Below are 26,301 nucleotides of genomic sequence, written 5' to 3' on the forward strand. Positions count from 1 at the left end.
GCTATTTGCGCGCCAGTTCCTTGACCAGCGCGGGGGCCGGATAGATCACGTCCAACGCATGCTGGATCGCTGCAGTGCTGACGACGACGGTCCGGTTGACTTCACCTTGATAGCCGTAGTTGCCACCGATCGAATGGATATTACCGTCGAACGCCGCGCCGATCACGCTGCCGTCGCGGTCGATTACCGGCGATCCCGAATTGCCACCGATGATGTCGTTGGTCGTGACGAAATCGAACGGCAAGGACTTGTCGATCTTCGCCTCGTTCGCCGCAAATGCACTGGCCAGATCGAACGGTTCGGCACCGGTCGCCCGGTCGAAGGCACCTCCGATGGTGGTGACCGGCGCAACGTCCTGCCCGCGCTCCTTCCAGCCCTCGACCTTGCCATAGCTGATGCGCAGCGTGAACGTGGCGTCGGGATAGACACTGTTGCCATAGGCCATGAACCGCGCATCGGCGAGCCGGGCTCCTGCTTCGGCCAGAGGTCCGGCATAGCGTTCGTCCACCAGCTTCTTCAGTTCCCGCTCTCGGGCGTCGATCTTGCGGGCATAGACGATCATCGGGTCGGATGACGCCTCGATAGCCTTGCGGCCGCCTTCCCACAGCGCCTTGCGAACCGCCGGATCGGCCAGCGTCGTCCCGCCAACCAGTCGCTCGGCCAAAGCCTCCGGCGACTCCTTACCCAGCAACAGCCGGGTGTCAGCATCGTCGGCACCAAGATACTCGCGCGCCTTCGACAGGCTCCATGCCAGTTCCAGCTGCTCCATCCACGGATAGACCGGTGCATCGTCGAGCAGCGTCTTGGCCGTGAGTTCGAGGCTGGAATCGCGGAATTCCGGCAGGCGCTCGGCATTGGGCTTCTCCCGCTCTGCCGCGCCTTGCACCAGCTTCATGGCCTGATCCATCAGCGCCGAATGCGGCACGATGAAGCGCCACGGCACATAGATGTCGCGATAGGACTGGACTGCCTTTGCCGTATCGGCCCAGGGATCGCCGATCCCCGGTTTGCCCATGGTCTTCGCCTTCAGGTCCGCCTCGGCATCGCCAAGCATCTTGAGGAATGCCGTATCGTTCAACGCTTTCTGCCGCCCGATATAGACCTTGAGGCTGTTCTCGATCCCGAACAGTTCGTCGGCGCCCTCGCGCTTCTGCTGCGGGCTCTTGTCCATTGCCGCAATCAGGCGCCCGCGCAGTTCGGACAGGATGGTGGTTGTCAGCGGAAGTCCGACTTCGCGCTGGAAGGCAATTTGGTCAGTGGTGAAAAGCCTCTGCGTTGCCCCCGGGTTGCCCACCACGAACGTCGCTTCGCCTACCTTCGGCTTGCGAGAGTTCCATGAGAGATGGGCAGGAGTTGGAACCGGCTTGCCATTCTCGTAGGCCCGCAGGAACGCGGCATCGAGCGCATAGCGCGGGTAGTTGAAGTTGTCCGGATCGCCCCCGAAGAACGCCGCCTGAAACTGTGGCGCCCAGGCCAGGCGCACGTCGGAATACTTGCGATAGGTATAGAGCTTGTACTGGCCGCCGCCGAACAGCGTTACCACCTCGCACCGCGTGGTCTTGCCGTCTTTGCACCCGTCTTTCTCGATCCGCGCCACTTCGGCATCGCGCGCCTTGACCAGCGCCTCGCCGGTGGAATTGCCGATCGCCGCCTTGACCCGTGCGGTCGCGTCGGAAATTGCGGTCACGACCTCGGCCTGCTGGCCGGGGCACTTGAGTTCGTCTTCGCGCCGGGCGGGCACGAAGCCGTCCTTCAGGAGATCACGCTGGTCAGTCGAGTTGTCCTGCGCGCATTCGACGACGCAATGGTGGTTCGTAAGGATCAGCCCTTCGGACGAGACGAAGCTGGCCGAACAGCCGCCGGTCAGGCGCACTGCTGCTGCCTGCACGCGGGCCAGCCACTTCGCATCGGGTGCCCACCCGTAGTCCTTCTGCATCCTGGCCGTCGGGAATGCATCGAAAGTCCACATGCCCTCGTCAGCCAGAGCCTGCGCAGAATGGAATGACAACGACAGCAGCGCGGCGGAAGCGGCAAGACGGAATTTGGCCATGGCACCCGGTCCTGAAAGTTACAATTGCAATCGCATTGACCATCGCACGACATGAACGGATTTTAAAGTGACAATGTTACATGCAATCATCGTCAATAAACTCTTGCGACAGGATCGGCTTCGCATAACCTGTGGGCATGTGGCTGCTAGACCAGATGCTCAAGAGGCTGATCCGCAAGGGTAAGCTTGTCGTAATCGATCATGATGGCAAGGAGTACGCCTACGGCGAGCCAACCGCCCCGCCCCTGAAGATCCGATTCACGGACAAGGGCGCGGCCATGCACGTTGCCAAGGACCCGCGAGTCGGCGCGGGCGAAGCGTACATGGACGGACGCATGGTCATCGAACCGCCGCATGACGTGCGCGATTTCGTCCTGTTCGTCATGGGCAATGCCAGCAACGCGGGCGGCATCGACCGCAAGGGTCCGGTCCGCAAGGCGCTGTCCAAGGTCGTCTCGCGGATCGACCAGATCAATCAGCGGGCGCAGGCCTCGAAGAATGTCGTTCACCACTACGACCTGACCCGCCAGTTTTACGAGCTGTTCCTTGACGAGGACCAGCAATACACCATGGCCTACTTCCGCGATCCTCAGAACACGCTGGAGCGCGCTCAGGTCGACAAGAAGGCGCTGATCGCCTCCAAGCTCCGGCTTGTGCCGGGGCAGAGTTCAGGGATGCGCGTGCTGGACATCGGCTGCGGCTGGGGCGGTCTTGCGCTCTATCTCAACCGCCACTTCGGCTGCGAAGTGCTTGGCGTAAGCCTTGCGCCCGATCAGGTGAAATTCGCGCAGGAGCGCGCCGAAGAGGCTGGCGTGGCCGACAAGGTCAAGTTCCAGCTGATTGACTACCGCGATGTGCAAGGCCAATTCGACCGCATCACCAGCGTCGGCATGATCGAGCACGTCGGCGCACCCAACTTCGGCGAATACTTCGCGAAGACCAACGAGCTGCTCGATCCCGATGGGATCATGCTGACCCACACGATCGGCCGCAAGGGCGCGCCCGGCACGACCGACAAGTGGACGCGGAAGTACATCTTCCCCGGCGGCTACATCCCGGCGATGAGCGAACTGGTCTCGGCGCTGGAGAGGACCGGCTGGGAAGTGGGCGACATCGAAGTCCTGCGCTACCACTATGCCTACACGCTCGCCGAATGGTATCGACGCGCCACGATGCACCGGGACGAAATCGTCGCGCTGTATGACGAGCGCCTGTTCCGCATGTGGCAGTTCTACCTTGCCGGTGCCGAACAGAGTTTCCGGCACGGCGGCATGGTCAACTTCCACATCCAGAGCGTGAAGCGCCGGAGCGCCTTACCTATGACCCGCGACTACATGCAGCAGGAATGGGCGCGGCTGTCAGCTTTGGACGAGGCGCCGGAGTGGCATCTGGAGCGCAAGGCGGCGGAGTAGGCGCGGAAAGCGTCAAGCAATGCCGATTGCGCTGTTGGGGCAAATCGAGTGAACTGCCTCTTATAGACAGAGAGGACATCGCTTGAGCTGGGAACCCGAGGTCGAAGAATTGCGCCGCCGCGCGGCGCTGGCCGAGCAGATGGGCGGCGCCGAAAAGGTCGCCCGCCAGCATGGCCGCGGCAAGCTCGATGCCCGTGCCCGCATCGCCGGTCTTGTCGATGCCGGATCGTTCCGCGAAATCGGCAAGATCGCCGGCAAGGGCGCTTACGGATCGGACGGAGAACTGCTTGACCTTGCTCCGTCCAACCTGATCTTCGGCCGCGCGAACATCGAAGGGCGCCCGGTCGTTGCCTCCGCAGATGACTTCACCGTGCGCGGCGGGGCGGCGGACGCCGCCATCGCGCGCAAGTTCATCCAGTGCGAGCAGATGGCGCACACGCTCAAGATTCCGCTGATCCGCATGATCGACGGCACCGGCGGCGGTGGATCGGTGCGGACGCTGGAAGATATCGGCGCAACCTACGTTCCGGCGACGCCGGGCTGGGGTCATGTCGTCAAGAACCTCGACTCCGTTCCGGTCGTCGCGCTTTCGCTCGGCCCAACTGCAGGCCTCGGTGCGGCGCGCGTTGTTGCCAGCCATTACTCGATCATGGTCAAGGGCCTGTCGCAGCTATTCGCCGCCGGTCCAGCGGTTGTATCGGCCATCGGCGAGGATCGCAGCAAGGAAGAGCTCGGCGGCAGTGCCATTCATACCCGCAACGGCGTGGTTGATGAGGAAGTCGCGAGCGAAGCCGAAGCCTTTGCCCGGGCGCGCCGGTTCCTCTCCTACCTGCCAAGCCATACCGGTGCTCCGGCCCCTCGGCTTGCCTCGAACGATCCCGTCGAACGAAGAGCGGATTTCCTGATCGATCTTGTCCCGCGCGAGGCGAAGCAGGTCTATTCGATGCGCCGTCTGCTCGATGCCGTAGTCGACAAGGGCTCACTGTTCGAGATGGGCCGCCTTTGGGGCCGCGCGGTCATCACCGCTTTTGCCCGGCTTGACGGCTGGCCAATCGCGGTGCTGGCCAGCGACCCCAGCTATCTCGGCGGGTCGTGGGATGCGCGCAGCAGCGAGAAGGCCGAACGCTTCATCAAGCTGGCGGACCAATTCCGTCTGCCAGTCGTCCACCTTGTCGACAACCCCGGCTTCATGATCGGCCACACCGCCGAAAGCACCGGAACGATCCGCTATGGCGTCCAGGCGATGAACGCCATCTACAAGGCCACCGTGCCGCTTTGTTCGGTTATCGTCCGTCGCGCCTACGGAATCGCCGGCAGCGCGATGAGCAACGCCGAAAGCTTCCAGTACCGTTTTGCCTGGCCTTCGGGGGACTGGGGCAGCCTGCCGATCGAAGGCGGCATCGAAGTTGCTTACAAGTCCGAGATCGAGGCGGCCGAGGACCCGGCAGCGCACCTTGAAAGCATCCGTGACCGGTTGAACCGGGTACGTTCGCCCTTCCGCACTGCCGAGCGTTTCGGCGTGGAGGACATCATCGATCCGCGCGACACCCGCCCCCTGCTGTGCGAGTTTGCCGATCTGGCGTGGCGAACCCTGCCCTGAGCCATCAGGTGAAATGCGCGGTGGGCTGGGGCGGTCAACATCGCTGAGACGTTGCCATTCGCGGGGCGGTTCGTTAGCTAGGCTAACGATCAAATCTCATCAGGGTGCCTTTCGATGACCGCTCCTACCGCCGCCGACCTTTCCGCCGACATCCAGCGCGTGTTCGCGCTCCAGCAAGCGCATATGTGGGAAGCCAAGGCCTCGAGCGCCGATGTGCGCAAGGAAAAGCTCGCGCGCCTCAAGGCTGCGGTCGAAGCCCATGCCGACGACATCGTGGCAGCCGTGCTGGAGGACACCCGCAAGCCGGTGGGTGAAATCCGCGTTACCGAAGTGCTCAACGTCACCGCCAACATCCAGCGCAACATCGACAATCTCGATGAGTGGATGAAGCCGACGGAAGTCCAGACCTCACTCAACCCGGCAGACCGCGCCCAGATCGCCTATGAAGCGCGGGGCGTCTGCCTCATCCTCGGGCCGTGGAACTTCCCGCTCGGTCTTGCGCTCGGGCCGGTCGCCGCTGCGATTGCGGCGGGCAACACCTGCATCGTCAAGCTTACCGACCTGTGCCCTGCCACCGCGAAGATCGCTGCGGTGATCATCAAGGAGGCCTTCGACGAGAAGGACGTCGCCCTGTTCGAAGGCGATGTTTCCGTGGCAACTGCGCTGCTGGACCTGCCCTTCCACCACATCTTCTTCACCGGAAGCCCGCGCGTCGGCAAGATCGTGATGGCGGCAGCGGCCAAGCACCTTACCAGCGTGACGCTGGAGCTTGGCGGCAAGTCTCCGGTGATCGTCGACGACAGCGCCGATATCGACCAGATTGCGGCACAACTTGCCGCTGCCAAGCAGTTCAACGGCGGACAGGCCTGCATCAGCCCTGACTACGTGTTCGTGAAGGAAGACAAGAAGGCCGCGCTGGTCGAAGGCTTCCGCGCCAACGTCGAGAAGAACCTCTATGACGAAAGCGGCGCGCTGAAGAAGGACAGTATCGCTCAGGTCGTCAACAAGGCAAACTTCGACCGGGTGAAGGCGATGTTCGACGACGCCGTTGCCAAGGGCGCAACCGTCGCCGTGGGCGGCACCTTCGACGCGGATGACCTCACCGTTCACCCGACGATGCTGACCGACGTCACCCCGCAGATGACGATCCTGCAGGACGAGATCTTCGCGCCGGTCATTCCAGTGATGACCTACGACACTCTCGACCAGGCCATCGGCTACATCGAGGCACGCGACAAGCCACTGGCGCTCTACGTCTACAGCAAGGACGAGGACAACATCGAGAAAGTCCTCGCCCGCACCTCTTCAGGCGGCGTCACCGTGAACGGGGTGTTCTCGCACTACCTTGAGAACAACCTGCCGTTCGGCGGCGTCAACACCAGCGGCATGGGCAGCTATCACGGCTATTTCGGCTTCAAGTGCTTCAGCCACGAACGGGCGATCTACCGGCACATGTAAGGCGCACTCTGCGTCGTTCGGCCTATTCCTGATCGCCCGGTGGCTTCCTAGCCTGTCTGAAACAGGCATGAGGGACGACATGGCGATCAGGAGAGCACTTGCGGCAATCGGGCTCTTGCTCGAGACGGTGACGACTGTTCACGCGGGCGAAGTCCGCGTCCTGCCAATCAACGATCACCTCATCGCCTTCTATGACGGTCGTCCGGAAGAGAAAGGCGTCGATCTGTCGAAGGCCACCTGGGCGGACCATGGCGCGAATTTTGTCGGCGTCGCTACCTATGCCGTGGTCGATGGCGCCGAGGCCCTGGTCTACGACACCTACCCGAGCATCGAGCAGGCGCAGCAGGTGCGCGCCTGGCTTGAAAAGCGCGGCGTGAAGCACTTCATCGTCGTCAACAGCCACTGGCATCTCGATCACGTCGGCGGCAATGCGCTTTATGCGGACAGCACGGTGATCGCGACGGAGAAGGCCCGGGCACAGCTGATCCGGCACAAGGCGCAGATCGAGGATGGCACCTTGCAAGGCCCGCCAGCCATATCGCCGTTGAAGGTGCCCGAAGTTGGCATCACTGAACCGACAATGGTCAGTGTCGGGCGCTATATGGTCGAACTGCGCCCGGTGAACATCCACTCCGCCGACGGCCTCGTCGCGTGGCTCCCGCAGGACAGGCTCCTGTTGGCGGGGGATACGCTTGAAGATACCCTGACCTTCATTGCCGAACCGGAAAGCCTTGCGGAACAGTACCGCAACCTCGGCGCGATGAAAGAATGGGCGCCGGTGGGCATCCTGCCCAACCATGGCGATCCGGCGATCATCGCCAAAGGCGGCTATGACACCGACCTGATCGACATGACCCGCAATTACATTCGGAGCATGGCCGAGCACGCGCACGACAAGGATTTTGCCAACCAGCCGATCGAGCGATTCATCCCGGCCGAACTGAAGGCAGGCACTGTCAGCCTGTGGTGGGCCTATCGCGAGGCGCACCGCGAGAACCTGCAGAAACTGGCAAGCTACTACAAGGACAAGCCCCTGCCCGCCTTTGCGCCCTGATCGTCAGGCAGCCACATCCCGGCAAACCTTGCACCCCCGCCCCCTCCCTGTTAGGCGCGCGGCGCGTATTTCACGGGAGTCGTAGCGCTCATGTCCGATATCAAGAAGGTCGTCCTCGCCTATTCCGGTGGCCTCGACACCTCCGTCATCCTCAAGTGGCTGCAGGTCACCTACAACTGCGAAGTGGTGACCTTCACCGCCGACCTCGGCCAAGGCGAGGAGCTTGAGCCTGCGCGCGCCAAGGCCAAGCTGATGGGCGTGCCCGACCATCACATCTACATCGACGATCTGCGCGAGGAATTCGTGCGCGATTTCGTCTTCCCGATGATGCGCGCCAATGCCCGTTACGAGGGCGACTATCTTCTCGGCACTTCGATCGCCCGCCCGCTCATTTCCAAGCGCCTGATCGAGATCGCGCGGGAAACCGGCGCCGACGCCGTCGCCCACGGCGCGACCGGCAAGGGCAACGACCAGGTTCGCTTCGAACTCTCGGCCTATGCGCTCGAACCCGGCATCAAGGTCATCGCCCCGTGGCGCGAATGGGACCTCACCAGCCGCACCGCGTTGATTGCCTGGGCCGAAGCGCACCAGATCCCGGTGCCCAAGGACAAGCGCGGGGAAAGCCCGTTCTCGACCGACGCCAACCTGCTCCACACCTCCTCCGAGGGCAAGGTTCTGGAGGATCCGTGGGAGGAGACACCAGACTACGTCTACTCGCGCACGGTCAACCCGGAAGACGCGCCCGACCAGCCGGAATACATCACCATCGACTTCGAGAAGGGCGATGGCGTTGCCCTCAATGGTCAAGCCATGTCGCCCGCCACCCTTCTGACTGCGCTCAACGACCTTGGCCGCAAGCATGGTATCGGCCGTCTTGACCTCGTCGAGAACCGCTTCGTCGGCATGAAGAGCCGCGGCATGTATGAAACGCCGGGCGGCGAGATCTACGCTCGTGCCCATCGCGGGATCGAAAGCATAACGCTCGATCGCGGTGCGGCGCACCTCAAGGACGAGCTCATGCCCAAGTACGCTGAGCTCATCTACAACGGCTTCTGGTTCGCGCCTGAGCGCGAGATGCTGCAGGCAGCGATCGACCACAGCCAGGCCCGGGTCAACGGCACGGTCCGGCTCAAGCTCTACAAGGGCAATGCCTCGGTCGTCGGCCGCAAGTCGCCCGACAGCCTCTACTCCGAACGCCACGTGACGTTCGAGGACGATGCAGGCGCCTATGACCAGAAGGATGCGGCCGGCTTCATCAAGCTGAACGCGCTCCGGTTGCGCCTTCTGGCTCAGCAAGGCCGCTAAGGCGCCGCCCACTGCCATCCCGCTCATCCTGAGCCTGTCGAAGGATGCTGGTCCAGCGCGACATCCTTCGACAGGCTCAGGATGAGCGGGCGTGGTGCAGATAGGGTTGGAACGCAGCACCAAGTGCTGCGCTTCGGCGCTGCACAATAACTATCCACCGAAAGGTGCGGGGGTTGTGGATAACTCCCGCACTTTTTGCTTGCGCGACTCGAGCAACAGGCGCAGCTTTTGATTGTCGAGAGCGCACGAACCCCAAAGTTCAGGGCCCAAACCTCTGAATTTTCAGGATTAAGTGCGCAACGATACGAACACGGATAGTTTGCAGCGTAACCAACCGGCAGGCACCTTCGGGCTGATCTGCGGATGCGCGAAACTGCGGCCTTCGTGATCGGAAACGGAATGCGGAACGGCATCGTTTTCCACGGTACAGCGCGCGGGCAGGCTTCGGCCTCCATCCAGCGCGATGCGGCGAAGACAAGGATGGCGAGCAGCATTTCACCCCGGCGATCGGCGGCGTTCGTCCGGCCAGGTGAAAGCCAGGTCGGGAGCGAGCAACCAGACAAAGGGGAAACGCCCACGGACGGCTTTTTCCGGACCGCTTGAAAGAGCACCCGGAACAGTCGCGGTAAACCGGAGCGACGGAGGAGTGCCTGGCACTCGACCGGCGCGGATAGGCGGAAGGATGGATAGCGGCGCGACCTTGTGCGAAAGCAGGGGCTACGCGCCCCGGACGGCATCCAACCACACGCCCACCACGCGCAAAGCGCGCTCCGACGAGCAAAGCCACAAGGCGCATGGACGTCAGCAATGACGGACCAGCGCGGAAGGGCCGAAGCCAAACGCGACGAGACAAGCCCGAGCGGACGTAGAGTGGGGGCCGGCAGCAATGCTGGCCCCCATTTGCTGTTTGGGAGCCAGGCGGGTTTCCACTCGCCGTGCACCTTGGACGCTAGCTGTTACGGTTTCGCTTTTTGATACGTGACATAGGGCTTAACTTTCATCCAACCGGTTACCCAAGGGCCATCGCCGTGTGGATGTTTCAGTGGAGGGGCATTCTCTGGTTCTGGGATCCTTTTGCGGTAGCGAAGTTCAATCCAAGAACCTTTGCAGGCTATCATGGTCACTTCATCAGACACGTGAATGACATTCAGGGCACCGAATTCATCAACTACCTGAGCACCAAAATCTGGGGCAGAATACGCATAATCAGTACGACCCGAACGTTCTGGACCACTTACCGCGTAGCCCACCATTGACCGGGGTATCCAACCACGCCCAGTGAAGTTCTCTTTTGACAAACCCGAGCCTTCGCCCACCGGATCCGAACCTTCAATCTGCACCCAATCGCCAATCAAATCGGTGATGCGAAAACTGGGTGGCACATAACTTATAGCGTAAGGATCGCTCCCATCTTCTTCGGGCTGGGCAGACAATGTGTAGAGACGACCAAGAATACGCGCTTGGGGGCTTGGAGCGTCGCGGACAGGCAAGCCAGCGTCACTGACATCACGGGAGTAACCAGTGCCTGCGCAAGTTGTACTAAAAAGCGGCTCAGGCTCGGGTATGAGCAATTGTCCGCTTGCGTCGCCCGAATCAGTTGGCAGCTCTAATGGTTTGCAAGCGCAAACAGCTAGCAGTGGCAAGACGGCCAATCGATGTAGTATTTTCACCGGCTCCACAAATAGCGCTCGCGTCTAACAGGGAACATCGCCGTACGACATTTTATCTACGGCACGATTGCCCTTCGGAAAATCAGGCAAGATCACGGGCGCAGCCTCCGGACTCTCACTTCTTCTCAAGCTGCCCCCGCACCGCGCCCTTCGGGAAATCGGCGGTATGGACATTGACGTAATAGGCGCCCGGCGCGGCGATGATCTTCTTCAGCAGTTCGGGTTCCATCGCGATGCAATTGTCGCTGTCTTTGCCGGTGACCTCGATCGTGGCAACCGGCTTGCCGTCGCTTCCGGCGTTGCCTTCATGGACGTGGGCCATGGTCGGTTTTTCGGTTTTCTCCACCCACAGGGTGAAGCAGAAATCACCGGTCTCGTCGTCGCCATCGGCCTTGAAGCCGCCAATGCCATCAGGGTCGCCGCCCGCCGTCTCGGCTGCGCCGCCGAGCGTGGCGACAAGCGTTACTGGCTTGGCCATGGCTGGTCCGGTCGCGCCAGTGACAAGAGCAACCATTCCGGCAATCGCTGCAATATCCGCATGCTTCATCGAGGTCTCTCCTGTTCAGCCCGCTCGCCATCGACTCAGCATGGCTTCACGGCACCTGCAGGAGACTACACCCTCCCACCGCTTGCGGAAATTCATTGCGCGCAAGCCGTCAGTCCACGCTCCGGTCAGCCACAAGGATACGCCCCGCCTGTGCCGGTAACCCCCGGCGTGAGGTTGCGGTTGTCGCGGATGAGGAATGCCCCCTCCTTGCGCATAACGGGATTGTCGACAAACAGATCACCCATAAGCCCCTGGTGCTGATAGTAGACTTCGACAAACATCACCGCGCTGTTGGCCGACGCGGTGATCTTGGTCGGTCCACTTCCCATTCCGGCCAGCGCCGTACCGTTCAGACCGTTTCGCGTGCTGTCATTGCCATAAGCGGATTGCCGCGAGAGCTGTCCGTAGCAGCGCTGCCAGCGAATGTACTGCTTGCCCGTCGCTGCGTCGCGTTCAAGGCTCGAGAGAATGATCCTGCCTCGGGTTGCGAAATCAAGCCCTGCTGCCTGCTCCTGCGCGCCACGCATGACCTCGTTGATGTCGGCCTCGCTCACTGTCGGCGTGACCACGCTGTTGTCAGTCTGCCCGATGCGCGAAGCGTTGTCCGCAAGCGAGAGCGCTATCTCGCTGATCTTCATGTCGACAGAGTTCATGTAGGCCACTTCAAGCCCGTAGAGCGCAATCGACAGGATGAACGGCGTGATGATCGCAAATTCGACAACCGAAACGCCCGAGCGATCCCGGGCGAGGCCCTTGGCGCAATGGCCAAATCTGGCGGCAAATGTCTTCAGCATACGCGCGGTGTCGATCCGTAACTGCCGTCCTGCAGAGCGAAAGGCTGGTTGCGTTTCACTGCCGTTGCGGAGATCTCGCGGCGGCTCCAGTCAAGCGGCAGGAGGGGAATGGCGAAAACGGGATCGTATTGCACCCGCACCGTGTAGACGATCACATCGTTCGCGCCGCCATTGCCCGACCGCCCCAGATCTTCGTCCCACGATCCGTTGCCGTTCTCGTCCGTATACCCCTCGCCCGGTGAGCACGCCCCATCGCCGTTCTTGTCGTCGAGCGGCTCGCCCTTGTTGGTGCGGGCAAAGTCGTAATAGCTCTTGCGGGTGGAAGTCACCTGCGCACCGGGCACGATCGGGCGCATGGCGCTGACAACCTTGGCGTCGGCGACGGAAGTGTCGCCGGTCTCCAACGTGGAATCGCGTGCGGCCTTCTCGACCGCTCCATCGAGAACGCCCTTGGCGTAAACCATCTGGCCCAGATCCAGGCAACCCACCAGCGCCAGTAGAAACGTCGGCATCACGATCGCAAACTCGATGGTGGTGACGCCGGCGTCCTCGCCGTACAGGCTACGAAGTTTCCTCATTGGTACACCCGCAATTCGCCCACGTTCTTCGCAATTTCCTGAAAGGCGCTGTTCAACTGTGTCGCATTGGTCGCGAGAAACGAGCTGTTGCTCGATGCGCAGTACGTCAGATCCGAAGTGAGGCTCGAGGCGAAGGCGATCACCCAAACGCGAAACCCCTTGTCCTTGGCGTTGTCGCAAAGGGCGCGGAAGCGCAGCGTGTGGCGGGCAGCCTGGTTGCTCGAGCCATCGTCGGTTATCCGGCGATCATGCCATTCTATGCCATAGCTTGACTGGATCGTGGTGCTTGGCTCCATCTGCCCGTCGGTCATGAAGATGATGTGGCGCGAAACCTTGCCACCGTTGGTCGGCGCGATGTTCACGGTGTCGGCCCATGGTCCCTGCGGCGAACTCAACCGCAGCCCCCACAGCATGCCCAGATCGTGGTAGGTCGAACCGGCAGCAGCAAGGGCATCGGCATAGCTGTAGAACGCCGACTGGTTCATGGTGGACAGCAGTTGCGCCTGATGGGGGCAATAGGACGAGGCCTTGCTCCCTTGCGAGGTCTGCACGGCATCGGTGAGATATGTTGTGCCCCATACCGTCGTCGTTCGATAGTAGGCCAGTTCAGGCCACATGGGCCCCCACTTTGTTTCAGGATTGCCATCCGGAACAAGATCGACGTCAAGGTCCAGCGCCGTCGAAGGCGACATACCCGTGACGCTGGAGTAGCTGATGCTGCTCGTGGCATCGCTTTCGCGCTCCTCGATGCAGCCTCCCCAGGTGTAGCTGGCTGCCGTCCCGTTGCTGCCGTTGGGTTTGCTGACCGCCGTGAATGTTTTGTAAACGCTGGTATCGACGTTGCTGACTTGCCGGTAAGCCCAGCTCGAGAATTCCTGCCGGGTGCGTGTCTCGTAGATCGGATCCGAAGTGGCATAATTGCGCGTAATGAAGTTGCGGGTCGTATAATAGTAGAACACGCGCCAGCGGTTGCTGCTCTGTAGCTGGCAGACATATGTGGTCTTGCGCTGAGGTTGGGTGGTTGTGGTGGTGACGACCTGCTGCCCCGCCCCATTCGTCGTCGTGCTGGACGAACTTGTCGCGCTGCCGTTGTTGGCCCAGGCAACATCGGCAGGGCGCGCGTTGTTGCAGGTGGCCTGCGAATTGTAATTGGTCGAACTGTGCTGCGATGTGCTGCCGATGGTCTCGGTGGAGTAGGTCTGCTCGCTGGTATTGACCGCTGCAGACCAGCCGGTGAAGACCTGCTCGGTAATCGTGTTGAAGACCGGCTCGCGCGTCTGGATCGGCCACGTGTCGGCCAGATATGCCGGGTTGAGATTGTAGATCAGGCGCCCGACGTTTACCGACGAGCTGTAGGGAACAAACGAATAGCGAATTCGCGCGTTCGAACCTTGCGTGGCCGTGGCAACCGTATTGTAGAAGTTCTTCATTGCCACGCGCAGCGCCTGAATGCGGGTCTGGCTGGTGCCGGAAAGCGTGTTGCCCATGGAGCCGGTGGTATCGAGCACCATGGTAATGTCGCTGTTGCCCACACCCATCGTGGCGCTGCAGGCCACGCTGACAGGGATCGTGTCCACGCCGAGCAGATTCATTACTGCCGTCTGGACCGTCGTCGCAGCCGTTCCCGAGATCAGATTGCCGCCATTGGTCGACGCCGTGGTAAACGTCGTCCCGGTCGCGCCAAGCTCACCTTCCACGAAGTTGGTATTGAAGTAGGCATTCGCCTGGTTCCGGGCGGCAGCGTCATAGCCATTGGTCGTAACGGCGCGGCGGCCAGCGAGCGTGCCGGCATCACAGGCTGACTGCAACCGGTTGCGCGCCTTGTAGACGCGGTTGATATCAAGCCCGCCGCCGATCAACGCGACGATGACCGGCACGCTGGCAGCGGCGATCGGCAGCACGCTGCCGACATTGCTCGCAAAAAGCCTTTTGATGAACCTTGCCATGCCGTCCCGCTTGCCCCTGCCATTTCTGACATTGGCTAAAACGGCGCTCGACGGTTTCCAGAACCTTACCTTTATCGGGAATTCATAGGAGCTTTAGTCGGATTTAATCCGTAGTTTTATCAATAGAAACAAACAGATATCTTAACCATCTTTTGTGCCTGAAAAGGCCTGCCATCCGTAAGCTCTGATCTCTTCACTATCGGCGCCAGCCAAGGGAGGGAAAGAGACAGATTTACCATTTTCGGAAACCTCGAAGCGTACAGGCGGGGCCTGCTCGAAATAGGCGCCCTCAACCGGGTGCTCGCGTCGGCGGAAGAAGCCTGTCTCCTGAAGATGGGGATCATTCATCACGTCTGCCAGATCGCGTACGGCTTGCGCAGGGATCTGGGCAGCATGACACCGCGCCAGTATGTCCGCAGTCGGCAAGGCCGGCGTGAAACGCGCTATCGCCTGGTACAATTCCGGCTGCGCCTTGAGCCGAAGCTGCGGCGTCGAGAGATGCTCCTGATCGAGGAAGTCCGACTGCCCCAGCAGCGTGAAGATGCGTATCCACGCATCGTCGGTATAGGCAACGATGCTGATCCAGCCATCGGCTGTCGGGAAAGGCTGGCGATCGGGATCGACCTGCCGTGGGTATCCTGCGGGTCCATTGGGCGGATCGAATGTCAGGCCACCAAGGTGTTCAAGCAGCATGAAGCTTGAAAACACCTCGAACATCGGCACTTCAACCCGTTGCCCTTCGCCCGTCCGCTGCTTGTGCACGATGGCAGCGATTGCGGCATAGGCGGCATGCAGTCCTGCCACCTTGTCAGCGATCAGCGACGGAAGATAGCGCGGGCGCGGGTTGCCGTCGACGCGAGGCAACAGCGTGGCGGTGCCGGTGGCCGCCTGGATCACGTCATCGTAGGCCTGTAGGTCTGCATAAGGACCATCCTGGCCAAAGCCGACGCAGTGGACATAGATCAAACCGGGATTGATCGCCTTGAGCGCCTCGTAATCCAGCCCGATCCGCTCGAGCGCCTTGCCCCGCACGTTCACCACGAACACGTCTGCATCGCGCAGCAGGTCGAGCATCACGGCCCGGTCGCCCTCGTCCTTCAGGTCGAGCGCAACGGACTTCTTGCCACGGTTGAGCGCCATCCACGCCGGTGCCATGCCCGGCGTGACAGCCGCTCTTGCCGACCAGCGAAACGCATCGCCAATGCCTGGCGCTTCGACCTTGATCACGTCCGCACCCAGATCCGCCATGATCTGCGTGGCGTATGGGCCGAAGACCACGGTTGTCAGGTCGACAACGCGGATGCCCTCGAGGAGAACCGGATTTTCCGCCACCTGCCCTGTCCTTTCAGTCGAACGCAAAGCTGTTTGCCTTTTCACCCGTCGTAATGACCACGGGTCTGCCAAGCGGATCGCGCTCCAGCATCGCTGCAACGGTGGTGGCATCGCGTGTGGTGGCAACGAAGCGTCCGCCAGTGTCGAGTTCACCGATCACGATGGCCTGCTCCGGCACGCCTTTGGCGAAGGTCATCGTATATGTGCCGATGCGGCCGTTCCCTTGCGGCGCGAGCGCCATGGCGGCCTTGGGGACTGCATCGAGTTCAGCTTGCAGTTCCGCACTCAGGCACCCCGGCCATTCACGCGGGTCGCTGGACAGCACCGCTGCGCCGTACTTGGACTGGAAGCCGCCGTTCATGCCTACCAGGCCCTTGGCTCCAGGCTTGCCTCGCAAGATTTCGACCATGCTTGCCAACGCATGCGTGGAGTAGTTGTTGCCGGCTCCGCCGAAGTAGGGAAGACCGCCAGTAACCGTCAAACTACGCGGGTCATCTGCAGCAAGGCCAAGGCCGTCGATCGCGGCATTGAACACCGGGACGGGGAAGCAGGAATAAAAATCGAAAGCGGCGATTGCATCGGCCGTCACGTTCGCCTGCGACAAGGCGGCGGCAATGGCGGCATTTGCAGCGGGATAGGCCCCGATATCCGGCCGTTCCAGCAGTTCCCGCTCGTTGGCCAGGGCGGCCCCGTGAAGATATATCCACCTGGTCTCAGGCACCCCCGCCGCGCGGGCGGCCTTGATTGACATCAGCACGAGCGCTGCCGCCTGATTGACCTGGTCGCGCGAGACCAGCTTGAGAGGATAGGGATCGCAGATCATCCGATTGCGCTCGCCGGGAGTGGCGATTTCCTGCGCGCTCATCGGCTTGACCGCGGCTGCGCTGTAACGGTTTCCTGCCGCAACTTTCGTGAACGGCGCGAACAGTTTCCCCATCGCCTCGGCATAGGCCTCGCGCGATAGGCCAAGACGGGCTCTCCGGGAATTCTCGCACAATGCGTAAGCCGTTACCGGCGCGCGAATGCCATGGGCAATGCTGGCTGCCGAAAGGGTGCCCTCAAAGCCCCTGCCCTTGTCGATCCACTCGACGCCGGTGGCATCGGGATCATCGCTCTCGGCCCAATCCCGCGTCTCGCCCTTGGCCACGAGATGGCGCACGGTCGAGATCGCCTCGCTGCCGAACATCAAGGCTGCCGACACGGCACCTGTCGCGATGCGGTTCCCAAGATCGGCCAGCAAGGCCAGCGGAGACTGTCCCCCCACCTTCTCGAGGATGGCGACTTCCGGCTTGATGCCCAGCCTTCGCGCAACTGCCAGTGGCAGCTTGTCCGCCCGCCCGAACGGGACTTGCATCGCTCCGGATTCCTCGAACGTCCGGATTGAACCGACCGCCTGCACCTGCGCTGCAACTGCCGCACCTGCCTGCGTGTCGGCAAGAGCCTCCCGGGCGGCCGCAGCGGCCAGATCGGCAAACGACAGGCCGACATATCCAGGATTGTCGACCCGTTCGACGAACTGGCCGACACCGACAATGACCGGGGTATTCTCCGACAGGGGCATGGCATCCTTTCGCTTTTTCCCGCCAAGCTAAAAGCGCCGGACCGCACCGTCCAATCGATTTAATCTTTCGATTTATAGGGTATTCGAATATATCGAGCTCATGCAGCCCGATGTCGATCTGAAAGCTATCCGGTGCTTCCTCGCTCTTGCGCAGGAATTGAGCTTCGGCCGTGCGGCGAAGCGCATGAACCTGACGCAGCCCAGCCTTTCGGCACAGATCCGCAAGCTCGAGGAACAGATCGGCCAGCGCCTGTTCGACCGGACTACGCGCGCGGTCCAGCTATCGCCCGTTGGCACGGCACTGCTCGACCAGGCCGGTACCTTCGTCGCCCAAGCCGATGCCTTCGCCGCCCAACTTGCCGCTTGGCGGGATCGCCCTGATCGCCGGATCGTCCTCGGCGCGCCAATCTATACGTTCGAACTGCCTCAGCACGGAGCGCTGCTATCGGCGATCGCGCGCGAGCTTCCGGACATATCGCTGCGGGTGGACAACGATTTTGCCTATTCGCTTTGCGAGGGGCTGATCAAGGGCACCGTCGATCTTGCCATGGTGGTTGCCGCCGTCGTGCCTCACGACAAGTATTTGGCCGACATGGCCCGCCAGCAATGCGGCGAACTTGAAATTCCGGATGGTTTGCCTCGCCTGACTCTCAGCCGCGAACCGATCGGCCTGGCCATTCCGCAAGAGCACCCTCTCGCCCGGTTCGACGTCGTGCCGCAGGCAGCTTTGTCCGGATCGGTCATCGCGATGCTCGCCCCGCTGCACGGCAAGAGCCTGTATCAACCGATATCGACGTGGCTTGCGGCTGCCGGGGCAACGGGCTTCCTCCCGCCCGAAGCACACGCCTTTGCGCTGGAACGATATTGCCGCGAATATCGCATTCCGGCGATCTCCATCGCGCAATTTCGCCCGAAGGATCACGGAAACGTCGTTTATCGACCCGTCGCGGGCCTTTCCATCCTCACCGAGCTGGCGGTGCTGCGAAGCAACCGTCAAATGCGCGCGGCAAGCGAGATGCAGCTCTGGAAAATTGCAGAATCCCTTGTGCCTCAGGCATTTGCCGACTGACCATCGGGTGCCTTGCGCGGGCGCGTTTGCGCCATAAGGGCTCGCGCGCCGGTGGACATATGCTGACGCAGGAAGCGGCTTGCCGCGCTGGCGTCGGTATAGCCGAGGCGATGCGAAAGTTCGGTCAGGTTGGGTCGTCGGGCGGTGCGAAAGTATTCGTCGGCAGTATGCTTTCGCACCTGTTCGAGAATCACTGCGAAGCTCGTGCCCCTTTCGGCAAGGCGGCGCTGGAGGCTCTGCGGAGAAAGGCCGGCAAGCCCGGCAACATGCGGCAGGTTTGCCCGCCGCTCCGTCAGGTTGGTGGCGATGAAGTAGCGCACCTGCTGCATGAGATCGCCCGGCCATTGGCTATCGGCCTGGGCCAACTGCTTTTCAAGGTAGCGAACCATGTTGGGATTGGCCCGCTGCGAAGGCCGATGCAGATCCGACTTGCGGAAGACCAGCGCACAGCGATCCGACCCGAACTCGATCGGACAACGAAACACCGCCTGATGATACCGCCAACTCTGCGGCGCGGGATGATCCAGCTCCAGCCTGATCGGCGTCCATTCCTCACCAAGGAGCATCCGCGTGATGCGTAATTGGAGTGTCAGCGTGGCCTGCAGGAATTGCGAGCCGCCAAACCGCGCAGGCACCATGAGAACATGGCGCAAGGCCGCCTCATGCCCGGTAATATCCGTGCTCGAACGCATCGCCGCACTTTCGAGGTGCATGTAGCGTCGCGTTATCCGTGTCGCCTCGTCAAGCGTGGTGCAATGATCCCAAAGCAGGCTGATCGGGCCGAAGCCGCGCACATTGCACCACATGGAGAAGGCCACGCCAAGATCATCGCGGCCGGATGCGATCGCGGCAGCCTGCAGAACGTCTACGTGCGCACTTGCCGGCAGCCATTCCGCCTCGTTCGCCTGTTCCACGTGGGCAAAGACGTCGGGAGGGCAAAGGCTCCTCAGATCGAGCCCCGACACTTCCGCGAAGTGGGCGAACTGGCGCATGGCGCTGGCATGAGCGAGACCGCTTTCCGATTCCATCATGATGCAATCTGACAATACTGTGCCGCGATCCGTCAAGATCAATTAAACGATTAAACGCACAATGCCGCTGCAGTCAGCTTCTGTCCAGTCCGGGACAGCGTCTGGAACACCAATTACAGCCGCCACAAGGCGGCGCATGGGAGGCAGCCTTGAAAGCATTGTACTTGCGTAACGCAGCACTGGCCGCAATCGCGGCTTCGGTCACTTTGCCGAACCTGGCGCACGCCCAGCAGGCCGAAGAGCAATCTGCCCCCGGCCTTGCCGAGATCATCGTAACGGCACAGCGCAGGACCGAGAATCTTCAGGACGTGCCGATCGCGATAACTGCGGCCAACGCCGAAAACACTCGCCCAGGCGCGCGTCGAGAACGTCGCGAACATCCAGGCCATCAGCCCCTCTATCAGCTTCCGCGTCACCAACATCGCAACCTCGAGCGCGAACCTCATCATCCGTGGTCTGGGCACGACCGGAAACAGCCGCTCGTTCGAAGGCTCGGTCGGCGTCTTCATCGATGGGGTCTATCGCACCCGCGCGGCAGCGGCGCTGCAGAACTTCCTCGACATCGACAACCTTCAGGTGCTGCGCGGCCCGCAGGGGACCCTGTTCGGCAAGAACACCACCGCCGGCGCCCTGTTGCTCGCCTCGGCATCACCCTCGCTCAACGACGTCAATGGCGCCGTTGAAGTGACCTACGGAAATTACGACACCCTGATTGCCCGCGGCGCCGTCAATGCTCCACTCTCGGACAAGGTTGCATTCCGCATCGCCGGGCTCGCCTCGTCGGCCGATGGCTTCTTCACCGACAGCACCACCGGCCAGAGCCTCAACGACAACAAGACCCGAGCGGTCAAGGCGCAGCTGCTGTTCGAGCCGAGCGAGAACCTCACCGTCCGCCTGATTGGCGACTACTCGCACAGCCAGGGCAACTGCTGCTACGCCACCTCGGCCTTCATCGACGGTCCCACCCAGCCGATCATCGATCTGCTGACGCTCTACCAGCCAGCCAGCAGCCAGCAGTTCCTTGGCGTGCTTGCCGGCCTGATCCCGGCCTCGTCGATGACGCCGACCGGTCGCAAGCTTCCTGCCCGCGATCCCTCGAAGTTCGAGCAGACCCTGAATGGCAATGGCCAGCAGGAGATCGAGGATTACGGCGGAACCATGCTGATCGACGCACAGGTCGGCGAAGGCACGCTGAAGTCGGTCACGGCAGTGCGCCAGTTCACCGTCGACCAGCGCGATCTCGACCCCGATTTCTCGGGCGCCGACATCTTCCGGTACAATGAAAGCTTCTCCAGCCGCTTCATCTCGCAGGAACTGACCTACAACACGAAGATTCCGGCGCTCAACGCCGAGGCAGTCTTCGGACTGTTCTTCTCGGACGAGAAGCTCAAGATGGGCCGCAGCCTGCCATGGGCGAACCAGGCGCAGTTCTACTGGGATGCGATCTTCGCCAGCCTCGGCGTCGCCCCGGGCACTGCATACGCTGCCCCCGGTACATGGACCACCGAGCGCATGGGCGGCACGGCCAAGTCCTACGCAGGCTTCGCCCACCTCGATTTCGCGGTGAACGACAAGTTCAACGTCATTGCTGGTGTGCGCTACTCGATCGAGAAGAAGCGCGGCTTCTTCAACAACGCCTTCTATCGCCCGATCCCGACGGATGTATTCACCCTGCTCGGTATCGCCCCATCGCCGGCATACGACGCCACGACGACCAACAAGGCGCTCTCGGGCACCCTCGGCGTCCAGTACCGTCCGACTGACGACATCATGCTCTATGCGACGTACAACCGCGGCTTCAAGGCGGGCGGCGTCAACATGGACGTCAATGCGGCAGGCACGCTGATCAACAACGCCGCTGTCTACAATGCCCTGCCTGCCGCAATCCGCATCGGCTTCTTCGGCAATGCACCAGCACAGGCACCGCTGAACCCGCGCTACAAGCCGGAGAAGGTCAACGCCTTCGAAGTCGGCGGCAAGTTCCAGTACCTTGATGGACGGGCCCGCACCAACATCGCGTTCTTCTACTATGACCTGTCCGACCTCCAGATCGCGCAGTTCATCGGGCTGCGCTTCACAGTGCTCAATGCCAAGTCGGCGAAGGACTACGGTCTCGAGATCGAGAACCTGTTCCAGATCACCGACAGCCTGACGCTCGGCCTCGATGGTACGTGGATCCCGCATGCCCAGTACGGGAAGGATAGCAACATCGACCCGGTCCTGTCGGACTCGCGTTTCCGCTTCAGCCCGAAGTTCTCTGGCAACGCCACGCTGAACCTCGATCAGCCGATCAACGACAACCTCAGTGTGCTGGCTCGCGTGCAGGCACAGTATCAGAGCCGCCAGCTGATCAGCACCGCGACTACGGCTGAACAGGGACCGGTCACCCTGGTCAACGCCAACCTCGGGTTCAAGCTGCCGAAGACCGGCCTGCTGATCGAAGGCTGGGTGCAGAACCTGTTCGACAAGACCTGGTTCACCCAGTCATTCCCCACCCCGCTCCAGACCGGCGATCAGAACGCCTATCCCGGAGCGCCTCGCACCTACGGCATCCGCGTCCGCGCCTCGTTCTGACGTTGCAGGAATGGATGCAAAGACCCTCGCTTTCGGAAGACAGCGAGGGTCTTTTGCGTGGCGACCGGACCGTTAAGCTGATTGCACAGAGTCGCATGCAGCGGCCGAAAGGGAGAGCGATGATCGACGATACAGACTTCACCGGCAGGCATGTCCTTGTCGTTGGCGGCTCCAGCGGCATTGGCAACGGCATCGCACAAGCCTTTCGTGCACGCGGCGCCGCAGTCCACGTCTGGGGAACCCGGCCTGGCGCAGAAGACTATGATCCTGCCGATGGGTCTGATCTCTCCGGTCTCGGTTACACCTGCGTCGATGTCGGCAATCCCGATGCCATCGCGGCAGCCCCTTTTCCTTACTCCAGCCTCGACGTGCTCGTCCTCTGCCAGGGCACGGTGGTCTACAAGCGCGGCGAGTTTGCGCGGGAGGGCTGGGACAAGGTCATGGCCGTCAATCTCGACAGCGTAATGCACTGTTCGATGAAGTTCCGCGCGCGGCTTGGCGAAAGCAACGGCTCGATCATCGTCGTCAGCTCGATCTCCGGTCTCAAGGCCAATATCGGCAACCCGGCCTATGCCGCGTCCAAGGCCGGCGCGATCAGCCTGACCAAGACACTGGGGCAGGCGCTCGCTGCCGAGGGCATCCGCGTCAATGGCCTCGCCCCCGGTCTGGTCGATACAAAGCTGACCAAGGTCACCACCGCCCACCCGCAGCGCCTCGAAGGGGCCCTTGCCAGCATTCCGCAGCGCCGGATGGGCACTCCTGCCGACATGGCAGGTGCCGCAATCTTCCTCGCCTCCCCGCTTGCCTCTTACGTCACCGGCCACACCCTCGTGGTCGACGGCGGCCTCTCGCTCTGAAAGATTGCCGGATGCACTTCGAACATACCGACAAGGTCAAGGACCTCTTAGCCCGCCTCGAAGCCTTCATGGACGAACACGTCTATCCGGCCGAGCAGGACTATTACGACTTCGTCCATGACCAGCAGAATCTCTGGGCCGAATGGCCGGGGATGGAACCGCTCAAGGAAAAGGCCCGCGCGGCCGGCCTGTGGAACCTGTTCCTCCCTCACGAATATGGTGCGTGGTCGCCCGGCCTCACCAACCTTGAATATGCGCCTCTGGCCGAAGTCATGGGCCGCGTGCCGTGGTCCAGCCAGGTGTTCAACTGCTCTGCGCCCGATACCGGCAACATGGAAGTCCTCGCCAAGTTCGGCAGTCCCGAACAGCAGGAGCGCTGGCTGCGCCCGCTCCTCGAAGGCACGATCCGTTCCGCCTATGTGATGACCGAACCGCAGGTGGCCTCGTCCGACGCCACCAACCTTGAACTCTCGATCATTCCCGATGGCGATGACTACGTGATCAACGGGCGCAAGTGGTGGATTTCCAATGCCATGCACCCCCGCTGCGAACTCATGATCGTCATGGGCAAGACCTTCTTCGACGGACCGCGCCACAGCCAGCACTCGCAGATCCTCGTTCCGCGCAATACGCCGGGAGTCACCGTGGTCCGCCACCTCAAGGTCTTCGGCTCGCACAATTCACCGGGCGGCGAGGTCGAGCTGCGCTTTGACAACGTCCGCGTGCCCCGCGCAAATATGATTCTGGGCGAAGGACGCGGCTTCGAGATCGCCCAGGGCCGCCTCGGGCCGGGCCGCATCCATCACTGCATGCGCTCGATCGGCCAGGCTCAGCGCGCGCTCGAATGGATGGCCCGCCGCGCCGACAGCCGTGTCGCCTTCGGCAAGAAACTGGCCGACCAGTCGAGCGTGCGGCAGGACGTCGCCCGCTCGTTCTGCCAAGTGGAGATGGCGCGGCTGCTCACGCTCAAGGCTGCCGACGCGATGGATCGCAAGGGCAACAAGGAAGCGCGAGACCTGATCGCCGCGATCAAGGTCGTCGCTCCCTCGATGGCGCAGCAGGTCGCTGACCGCGCGATCCAGGTCCACGGCGGCATGGGCGTCAGCGAGGACGGCCCGATGGCCTATTTCTTCACGCTCAACCGCTACGTCCGCCTCACCGACGGGCCGGAGGAAGTCCACATGAGCCAGCTGGGCAAGCTCAAGATCGCCGAATACGTCGCCTCGAACGCCCGTTGAAGGAGCCGCAGCCATGAAAGCCCTGCGTTATTACGGCGCACGCGACATCCGCCACGAAAGCATGGACGACCCCGCGTTGCACTCGGATCGCGATGCCATCGTCAAGGTCGATGCCTGCTCGATCTGTGGCTCCGACCTGCATATCTACCATGGCCACGGCTTCTCTGAAGACGTCGGCTTCTGTGTCGGCCACGAAGCCGTGGGTGAAGTGGTCGAGGTGGGCCGCGGCGTCCATCGCCTGAAGGTCGGCCAGAAGGTGATGATCCCGGCGGCAGTCGGTTGCGGCGCCTGCCGCTCATGCCTCGCAGGCGTCGTCAACACTTGCGAGAACAACGGATCGGGCTGCTACGGCCTTTCGGCAAAACTCCAGGGCTCCCAGGCCGAAGCGGTGCGCGTGCCTGCCGCCGATGGCAATGCCGTTGCGATCCCGGACGGGATCAGCACCGATCAGGCTCTGATGATGACCGATGCCCTCGCCACCGCATGGTTCGGCGCGCGGCAGGCTGACATCCGCCCTGGCTCGTCAGTCGGCGTGATCGGCCTCGGCCCGATTGGCCTGATGGTGGTGGAAAGCGCCTTCGTCATGGGTGCGCATGTCGTCTACGCGATCGATCCGGTGCCCGAGCGCCGCGCAATTGCCGAAAGCCTCGGCGCAATTGCCCTGCACCCGGACGAGGCCGCTGCGCGGATAAAGGAAGACACGCACGGCAAGCGGCTGGACTGCGTTGTCGAAGTCGTGGGCGCCGATGCCACGGTGGACATGGCGCTGCGTCTGGTGCGCGTGCGCGGCACTGTCTCGGTGATCGGCGTCCAGCAGTCGCGACGCTTCCCCTTCCCGCTTGAACGCGCCTTTGCTGGCGGTCTTACCTTCCGCGTCGGCACCTGCTCCGTGCCCGAGGAACTGCCGGCGCTGTTCCCGCTGGTCGCCTCGGGCCGCCTCAAGCCAGAACGCTACATCAGCCACCGCTTGCCGCTGTCACAGGGCGCCGAAGCCTACCGCCTGTTCGAAGCGCGCGAGGCAGGTGCGCTCAAGATGGTGCTGACCCCGGATTAGCCTTTGCGCCGTGCCGCGAACCAGGGCCCGATCCGGCGCATCGCCTCTTCCACCAGAGGCGTCGAAACCGCGAAGCTGAAGCGGATGAAGCGTTTGCCGTTGACCGGATCGAAGTCGATCCCCGGCGCGGTCGCAACGCCCGTATCGCGCAACAGCTCCTCGCACAGCGCCAGGCTGTTGTCGGTGAAGTCGCTGGCATCGGCATAGATGTAGAACGCGCCATCGGGCGGGGCGATGCGCCCAAGCCCCATGAGAGGCAGTGCCTCCAGCAGGATCGCGCGGTTCCGCGCATATGTCTCGACATGCCCGTCCAGCTCGTCACGACACTCGAACGCCATGAGACCAGCCTTCTGCGCCAGGACCGGCGGCGTCAGGAAAAGGCTGCCCATCCGCGCCCGCGCCGCGTCGATGAGCGAGGCCGGCACGACCAGCCAGCCGAGCCGCCACCCGGCCATGCTGAAGTATTTCGAGAACGAATTGACGATCACTGCGTCGGGCAGATGCTCGAGCATGGACGCCGCCTTCGCGCCGTAGCTCAGCCCGTGGTATATTTCGTCGGAGATGACCTTGATACCCTTCCGGCGACAGACCTCTGCGATCGCGGCCAGTTCTGCCGGCTCTATGATCGTCCCCGTCGGATTGGCCGGGCTCGCCACGATCAGCCCATCGGGCACCGGATCAAGCGCTTCGACAGCGGCAGCGGTGACCTGAAACCGCTCTGCCGGGCCGCAATCCATCTCGACCGGCTCGAGGTACATGGCTTTCAGCGAATTGCGGTAGGCAACATAGCCCGGCCGGGCCAGAGCAATGCGCGCACCCGGCCGGAACAGGCAGGACAACGCCATGACGAACGCTGGCGAAGCACCGCACGTCAGGATCACCTGCTCACGCTCCACCGTCACGCCATAGTTCTCGGCATAGCTCAGGGCGATGCGGTCCTTCAGGGCCACGCTTTCCCAATAGCCCATCGCCTCGCTGTCCAGCACCGCGTGCGCCAGCGCAATCGCCTTGGCCGGAGCGCCAGTCGAAGGCTGGCCGAACTCCATGTGGATGACACTGGCGCCCGCTGCCTCCATATCGTGCGCGATGCGGGAAACGGCGATGGCGTGAAACGGTTCGACTTCGGCGATCATGGCAGCGTGCTAGTTACCGCCGAAACAAGTTGCAACCC

Annotated in this window: 21 protein-coding genes; 10 read left to right on the top strand and 11 right to left on the bottom strand. The window is 62.3% G+C overall.

Annotated elements, in window-relative coordinates:
- Position 1: 1 nt before the first annotated feature.
- Positions 2–2,050, bottom strand: coding sequence for a S46 family peptidase (locus tag AC3WLM_RS03065; RefSeq protein WP_492476562.1), 2,049 nt, complete (start codon positions 2,048–2,050; stop codon positions 2–4).
- Positions 2,051–2,187: 137 nt separating this feature from the next.
- On the opposite strand from AC3WLM_RS03065, the gene AC3WLM_RS03070 reads away from it, so the two are divergent.
- From AC3WLM_RS03070 to AC3WLM_RS03090, 5 genes are all read left to right on the top strand, one after another.
- Positions 2,188–3,462 (top strand): class I SAM-dependent methyltransferase, encoded by a 1,275-nt coding sequence (locus AC3WLM_RS03070; RefSeq protein WP_492476563.1) that lies wholly within the window; start codon positions 2,188–2,190, stop codon positions 3,460–3,462.
- A gap of 82 nt (positions 3,463–3,544) precedes the next feature.
- Entirely contained in the window at positions 3,545–5,062 is a 1,518-nt protein-coding gene (locus AC3WLM_RS03075) for an acyl-CoA carboxylase subunit beta (RefSeq protein ID WP_492476564.1), read from the top strand.
- A 114-nt stretch (positions 5,063–5,176) separates the two neighbouring features.
- Positions 5,177–6,520, top strand: coding sequence for an aldehyde dehydrogenase family protein (locus AC3WLM_RS03080; protein WP_492476565.1), 1,344 nt, complete (start codon positions 5,177–5,179; stop codon positions 6,518–6,520).
- Between the two features lie 67 nt (positions 6,521–6,587).
- Positions 6,588–7,574: an MBL fold metallo-hydrolase gene (locus AC3WLM_RS03085; RefSeq protein ID WP_492476566.1), complete on the top strand. Its 987-nt coding sequence runs from the start codon at positions 6,588–6,590 to the stop codon at positions 7,572–7,574.
- A 90-nt stretch (positions 7,575–7,664) separates the two neighbouring features.
- Positions 7,665–8,879 carry an argininosuccinate synthase gene (locus tag AC3WLM_RS03090; protein WP_492476567.1) on the top strand — a complete coding sequence of 405 codons (1,215 nt, stop codon included), beginning with the start codon at positions 7,665–7,667 and terminating at the stop codon, positions 8,877–8,879.
- A gap of 956 nt (positions 8,880–9,835) precedes the next feature.
- Here the strand turns inward: AC3WLM_RS03090 and AC3WLM_RS03095 are convergent.
- The 7 genes from AC3WLM_RS03095 to AC3WLM_RS03125 all read right to left on the bottom strand — a co-directional run bounded on the left by AC3WLM_RS03095 (position 9,836) and on the right by AC3WLM_RS03125 (position 17,307).
- The gene (locus AC3WLM_RS03095) at positions 9,836–10,369 is read right to left on the bottom strand and encodes a hypothetical protein (RefSeq protein ID WP_492476568.1); all 534 of its coding nucleotides are present in this window, start codon (positions 10,367–10,369) and stop codon (positions 9,836–9,838) included.
- 295 nt (positions 10,370–10,664) lie between these two features.
- On the bottom strand, positions 10,665–11,096 hold the full coding sequence (locus AC3WLM_RS03100; RefSeq protein ID WP_492476569.1) for a CHRD domain-containing protein: 432 nt from the start codon (positions 11,094–11,096) through the stop codon (positions 10,665–10,667).
- A gap of 125 nt (positions 11,097–11,221) precedes the next feature.
- Positions 11,222–11,890: a TadE/TadG family type IV pilus assembly protein gene (locus tag AC3WLM_RS03105; protein ID WP_492476570.1), complete on the bottom strand. Its 669-nt coding sequence runs from the start codon at positions 11,888–11,890 to the stop codon at positions 11,222–11,224.
- Positions 11,884–12,468: a TadE/TadG family type IV pilus assembly protein gene (locus tag AC3WLM_RS03110; RefSeq protein ID WP_062343608.1), complete on the bottom strand. Its 585-nt coding sequence runs from the start codon at positions 12,466–12,468 to the stop codon at positions 11,884–11,886. The genes AC3WLM_RS03105 and AC3WLM_RS03110 overlap by 7 nt, the downstream gene beginning before the upstream one ends.
- Positions 12,465–14,414, bottom strand: a complete 1,950-nt coding sequence (locus AC3WLM_RS03115; RefSeq protein ID WP_492476571.1) for a TadE/TadG family type IV pilus assembly protein — start codon at positions 14,412–14,414, stop codon at positions 12,465–12,467. The genes AC3WLM_RS03110 and AC3WLM_RS03115 overlap by 4 nt, the downstream gene beginning before the upstream one ends.
- 141 nt (positions 14,415–14,555) lie before the next feature.
- Positions 14,556–15,746 (bottom strand): CaiB/BaiF CoA transferase family protein, encoded by a 1,191-nt coding sequence (locus AC3WLM_RS03120; RefSeq protein WP_492476572.1) that lies wholly within the window; start codon positions 15,744–15,746, stop codon positions 14,556–14,558.
- A 13-nt stretch (positions 15,747–15,759) separates the two neighbouring features.
- Positions 15,760–17,307, bottom strand: coding sequence for an acetyl-CoA acetyltransferase (locus AC3WLM_RS03125; RefSeq protein WP_492476573.1), 1,548 nt, complete (start codon positions 17,305–17,307; stop codon positions 15,760–15,762).
- A gap of 100 nt (positions 17,308–17,407) precedes the next feature.
- Here AC3WLM_RS03125 and AC3WLM_RS03130 point away from each other — a divergent pair, with 100 nt between their 5' ends.
- On the top strand, positions 17,408–18,376 hold the full coding sequence (locus AC3WLM_RS03130) for a LysR family transcriptional regulator (RefSeq protein ID WP_062343604.1): 969 nt from the start codon (positions 17,408–17,410) through the stop codon (positions 18,374–18,376).
- Here AC3WLM_RS03130 and AC3WLM_RS03135 read toward each other — a convergent pair.
- Both AC3WLM_RS03135 and AC3WLM_RS03140 read right to left on the bottom strand, forming a co-directional pair.
- Entirely contained in the window at positions 18,358–19,407 is a 1,050-nt protein-coding gene (locus tag AC3WLM_RS03135) for an AraC family transcriptional regulator ligand-binding domain-containing protein (RefSeq protein ID WP_052242470.1), read from the bottom strand. The two genes, AC3WLM_RS03130 and AC3WLM_RS03135, sit on opposite strands and share 19 nt — an antisense overlap.
- A 113-nt stretch (positions 19,408–19,520) precedes the next feature.
- Entirely contained in the window at positions 19,521–19,916 is a 396-nt protein-coding gene (locus AC3WLM_RS03140; RefSeq protein WP_492476574.1) for a hypothetical protein, read from the bottom strand.
- Between AC3WLM_RS03140 and AC3WLM_RS03145 the strand changes: the two genes are divergently transcribed.
- The 4 genes from AC3WLM_RS03145 (at position 19,807) to AC3WLM_RS03160 (ending at position 25,130) form a co-directional block, all read left to right on the top strand.
- Positions 19,807–21,981 (top strand): TonB-dependent receptor, encoded by a 2,175-nt coding sequence (locus AC3WLM_RS03145; protein ID WP_492478082.1) that lies wholly within the window; start codon positions 19,807–19,809, stop codon positions 21,979–21,981. The genes AC3WLM_RS03140 and AC3WLM_RS03145 overlap by 110 nt on opposite strands.
- Before the next feature lie 119 nt (positions 21,982–22,100).
- Complete coding sequence (locus AC3WLM_RS03150) at positions 22,101–22,838, top strand: SDR family NAD(P)-dependent oxidoreductase (protein WP_039335182.1); 738 nt, start codon at positions 22,101–22,103, stop codon at positions 22,836–22,838.
- A gap of 11 nt (positions 22,839–22,849) precedes the next feature.
- Positions 22,850–24,076: an acyl-CoA dehydrogenase family protein gene (locus AC3WLM_RS03155; protein WP_492476575.1), complete on the top strand. Its 1,227-nt coding sequence runs from the start codon at positions 22,850–22,852 to the stop codon at positions 24,074–24,076.
- Positions 24,077–24,089: 13 nt separating this feature from the next.
- Positions 24,090–25,130, top strand: coding sequence for an alcohol dehydrogenase family protein (locus tag AC3WLM_RS03160; protein WP_492476576.1), 1,041 nt, complete (start codon positions 24,090–24,092; stop codon positions 25,128–25,130).
- On the opposite strand, the gene AC3WLM_RS03165 is transcribed toward AC3WLM_RS03160, so the two are convergent.
- Positions 25,127–26,263, bottom strand: a complete 1,137-nt coding sequence (locus AC3WLM_RS03165) for an aminotransferase class I/II-fold pyridoxal phosphate-dependent enzyme (protein WP_492476577.1) — start codon at positions 26,261–26,263, stop codon at positions 25,127–25,129. The genes AC3WLM_RS03160 and AC3WLM_RS03165 overlap by 4 nt on opposite strands.
- Between the last annotated feature and the right edge of the window lie 38 nt (positions 26,264–26,301).

Source organism: Novosphingobium sp. FW305-C-30-35 (genome assembly GCF_058783135.1).

Excerpts from the sequence above, each read along its gene's own strand:
- AC3WLM_RS03125 (WP_492476573.1), bottom strand. The coding sequence starts at position 17,307 with ATGCCCCTGTCGGAGAATACCCCGGTCATTGTCGGTGTCGGCCAGTTC.
- AC3WLM_RS03080 (WP_492476565.1), top strand. The coding sequence starts at position 5,177 with ATGACCGCTCCTACCGCCGCCGACCTTTCCGCCGACATCCAGCGCGTG.
- AC3WLM_RS03135 (WP_052242470.1), bottom strand. The coding sequence starts at position 19,407 with ATGATGGAATCGGAAAGCGGTCTCGCTCATGCCAGCGCCATGCGCCAG.
- AC3WLM_RS03100 (WP_492476569.1), bottom strand. The coding sequence starts at position 11,096 with ATGAAGCATGCGGATATTGCAGCGATTGCCGGAATGGTTGCTCTTGTC.
- AC3WLM_RS03115 (WP_492476571.1), bottom strand. The coding sequence starts at position 14,414 with ATGGCAAGGTTCATCAAAAGGCTTTTTGCGAGCAATGTCGGCAGCGTG.
- AC3WLM_RS03160 (WP_492476576.1), top strand. The coding sequence starts at position 24,090 with ATGAAAGCCCTGCGTTATTACGGCGCACGCGACATCCGCCACGAAAGC.
- AC3WLM_RS03085 (WP_492476566.1), top strand. The coding sequence starts at position 6,588 with ATGAGGGACGACATGGCGATCAGGAGAGCACTTGCGGCAATCGGGCTC.
- AC3WLM_RS03140 (WP_492476574.1), bottom strand. The coding sequence starts at position 19,916 with ATGAAGACGCCGACCGAGCCTTCGAACGAGCGGCTGTTTCCGGTCGTG.
- AC3WLM_RS03105 (WP_492476570.1), bottom strand. The coding sequence starts at position 11,890 with ATGCTGAAGACATTTGCCGCCAGATTTGGCCATTGCGCCAAGGGCCTC.
- AC3WLM_RS03165 (WP_492476577.1), bottom strand. The coding sequence starts at position 26,263 with ATGATCGCCGAAGTCGAACCGTTTCACGCCATCGCCGTTTCCCGCATC.
- AC3WLM_RS03110 (WP_062343608.1), bottom strand. The coding sequence starts at position 12,468 with ATGAGGAAACTTCGTAGCCTGTACGGCGAGGACGCCGGCGTCACCACC.
- AC3WLM_RS03150 (WP_039335182.1), top strand. The coding sequence starts at position 22,101 with ATGATCGACGATACAGACTTCACCGGCAGGCATGTCCTTGTCGTTGGC.
- AC3WLM_RS03155 (WP_492476575.1), top strand. The coding sequence starts at position 22,850 with ATGCACTTCGAACATACCGACAAGGTCAAGGACCTCTTAGCCCGCCTC.
- AC3WLM_RS03090 (WP_492476567.1), top strand. The coding sequence starts at position 7,665 with ATGTCCGATATCAAGAAGGTCGTCCTCGCCTATTCCGGTGGCCTCGAC.
- AC3WLM_RS03070 (WP_492476563.1), top strand. The coding sequence starts at position 2,188 with ATGTGGCTGCTAGACCAGATGCTCAAGAGGCTGATCCGCAAGGGTAAG.
- AC3WLM_RS03130 (WP_062343604.1), top strand. The coding sequence starts at position 17,408 with ATGCAGCCCGATGTCGATCTGAAAGCTATCCGGTGCTTCCTCGCTCTT.
- AC3WLM_RS03065 (WP_492476562.1), bottom strand. The coding sequence starts at position 2,050 with ATGGCCAAATTCCGTCTTGCCGCTTCCGCCGCGCTGCTGTCGTTGTCA.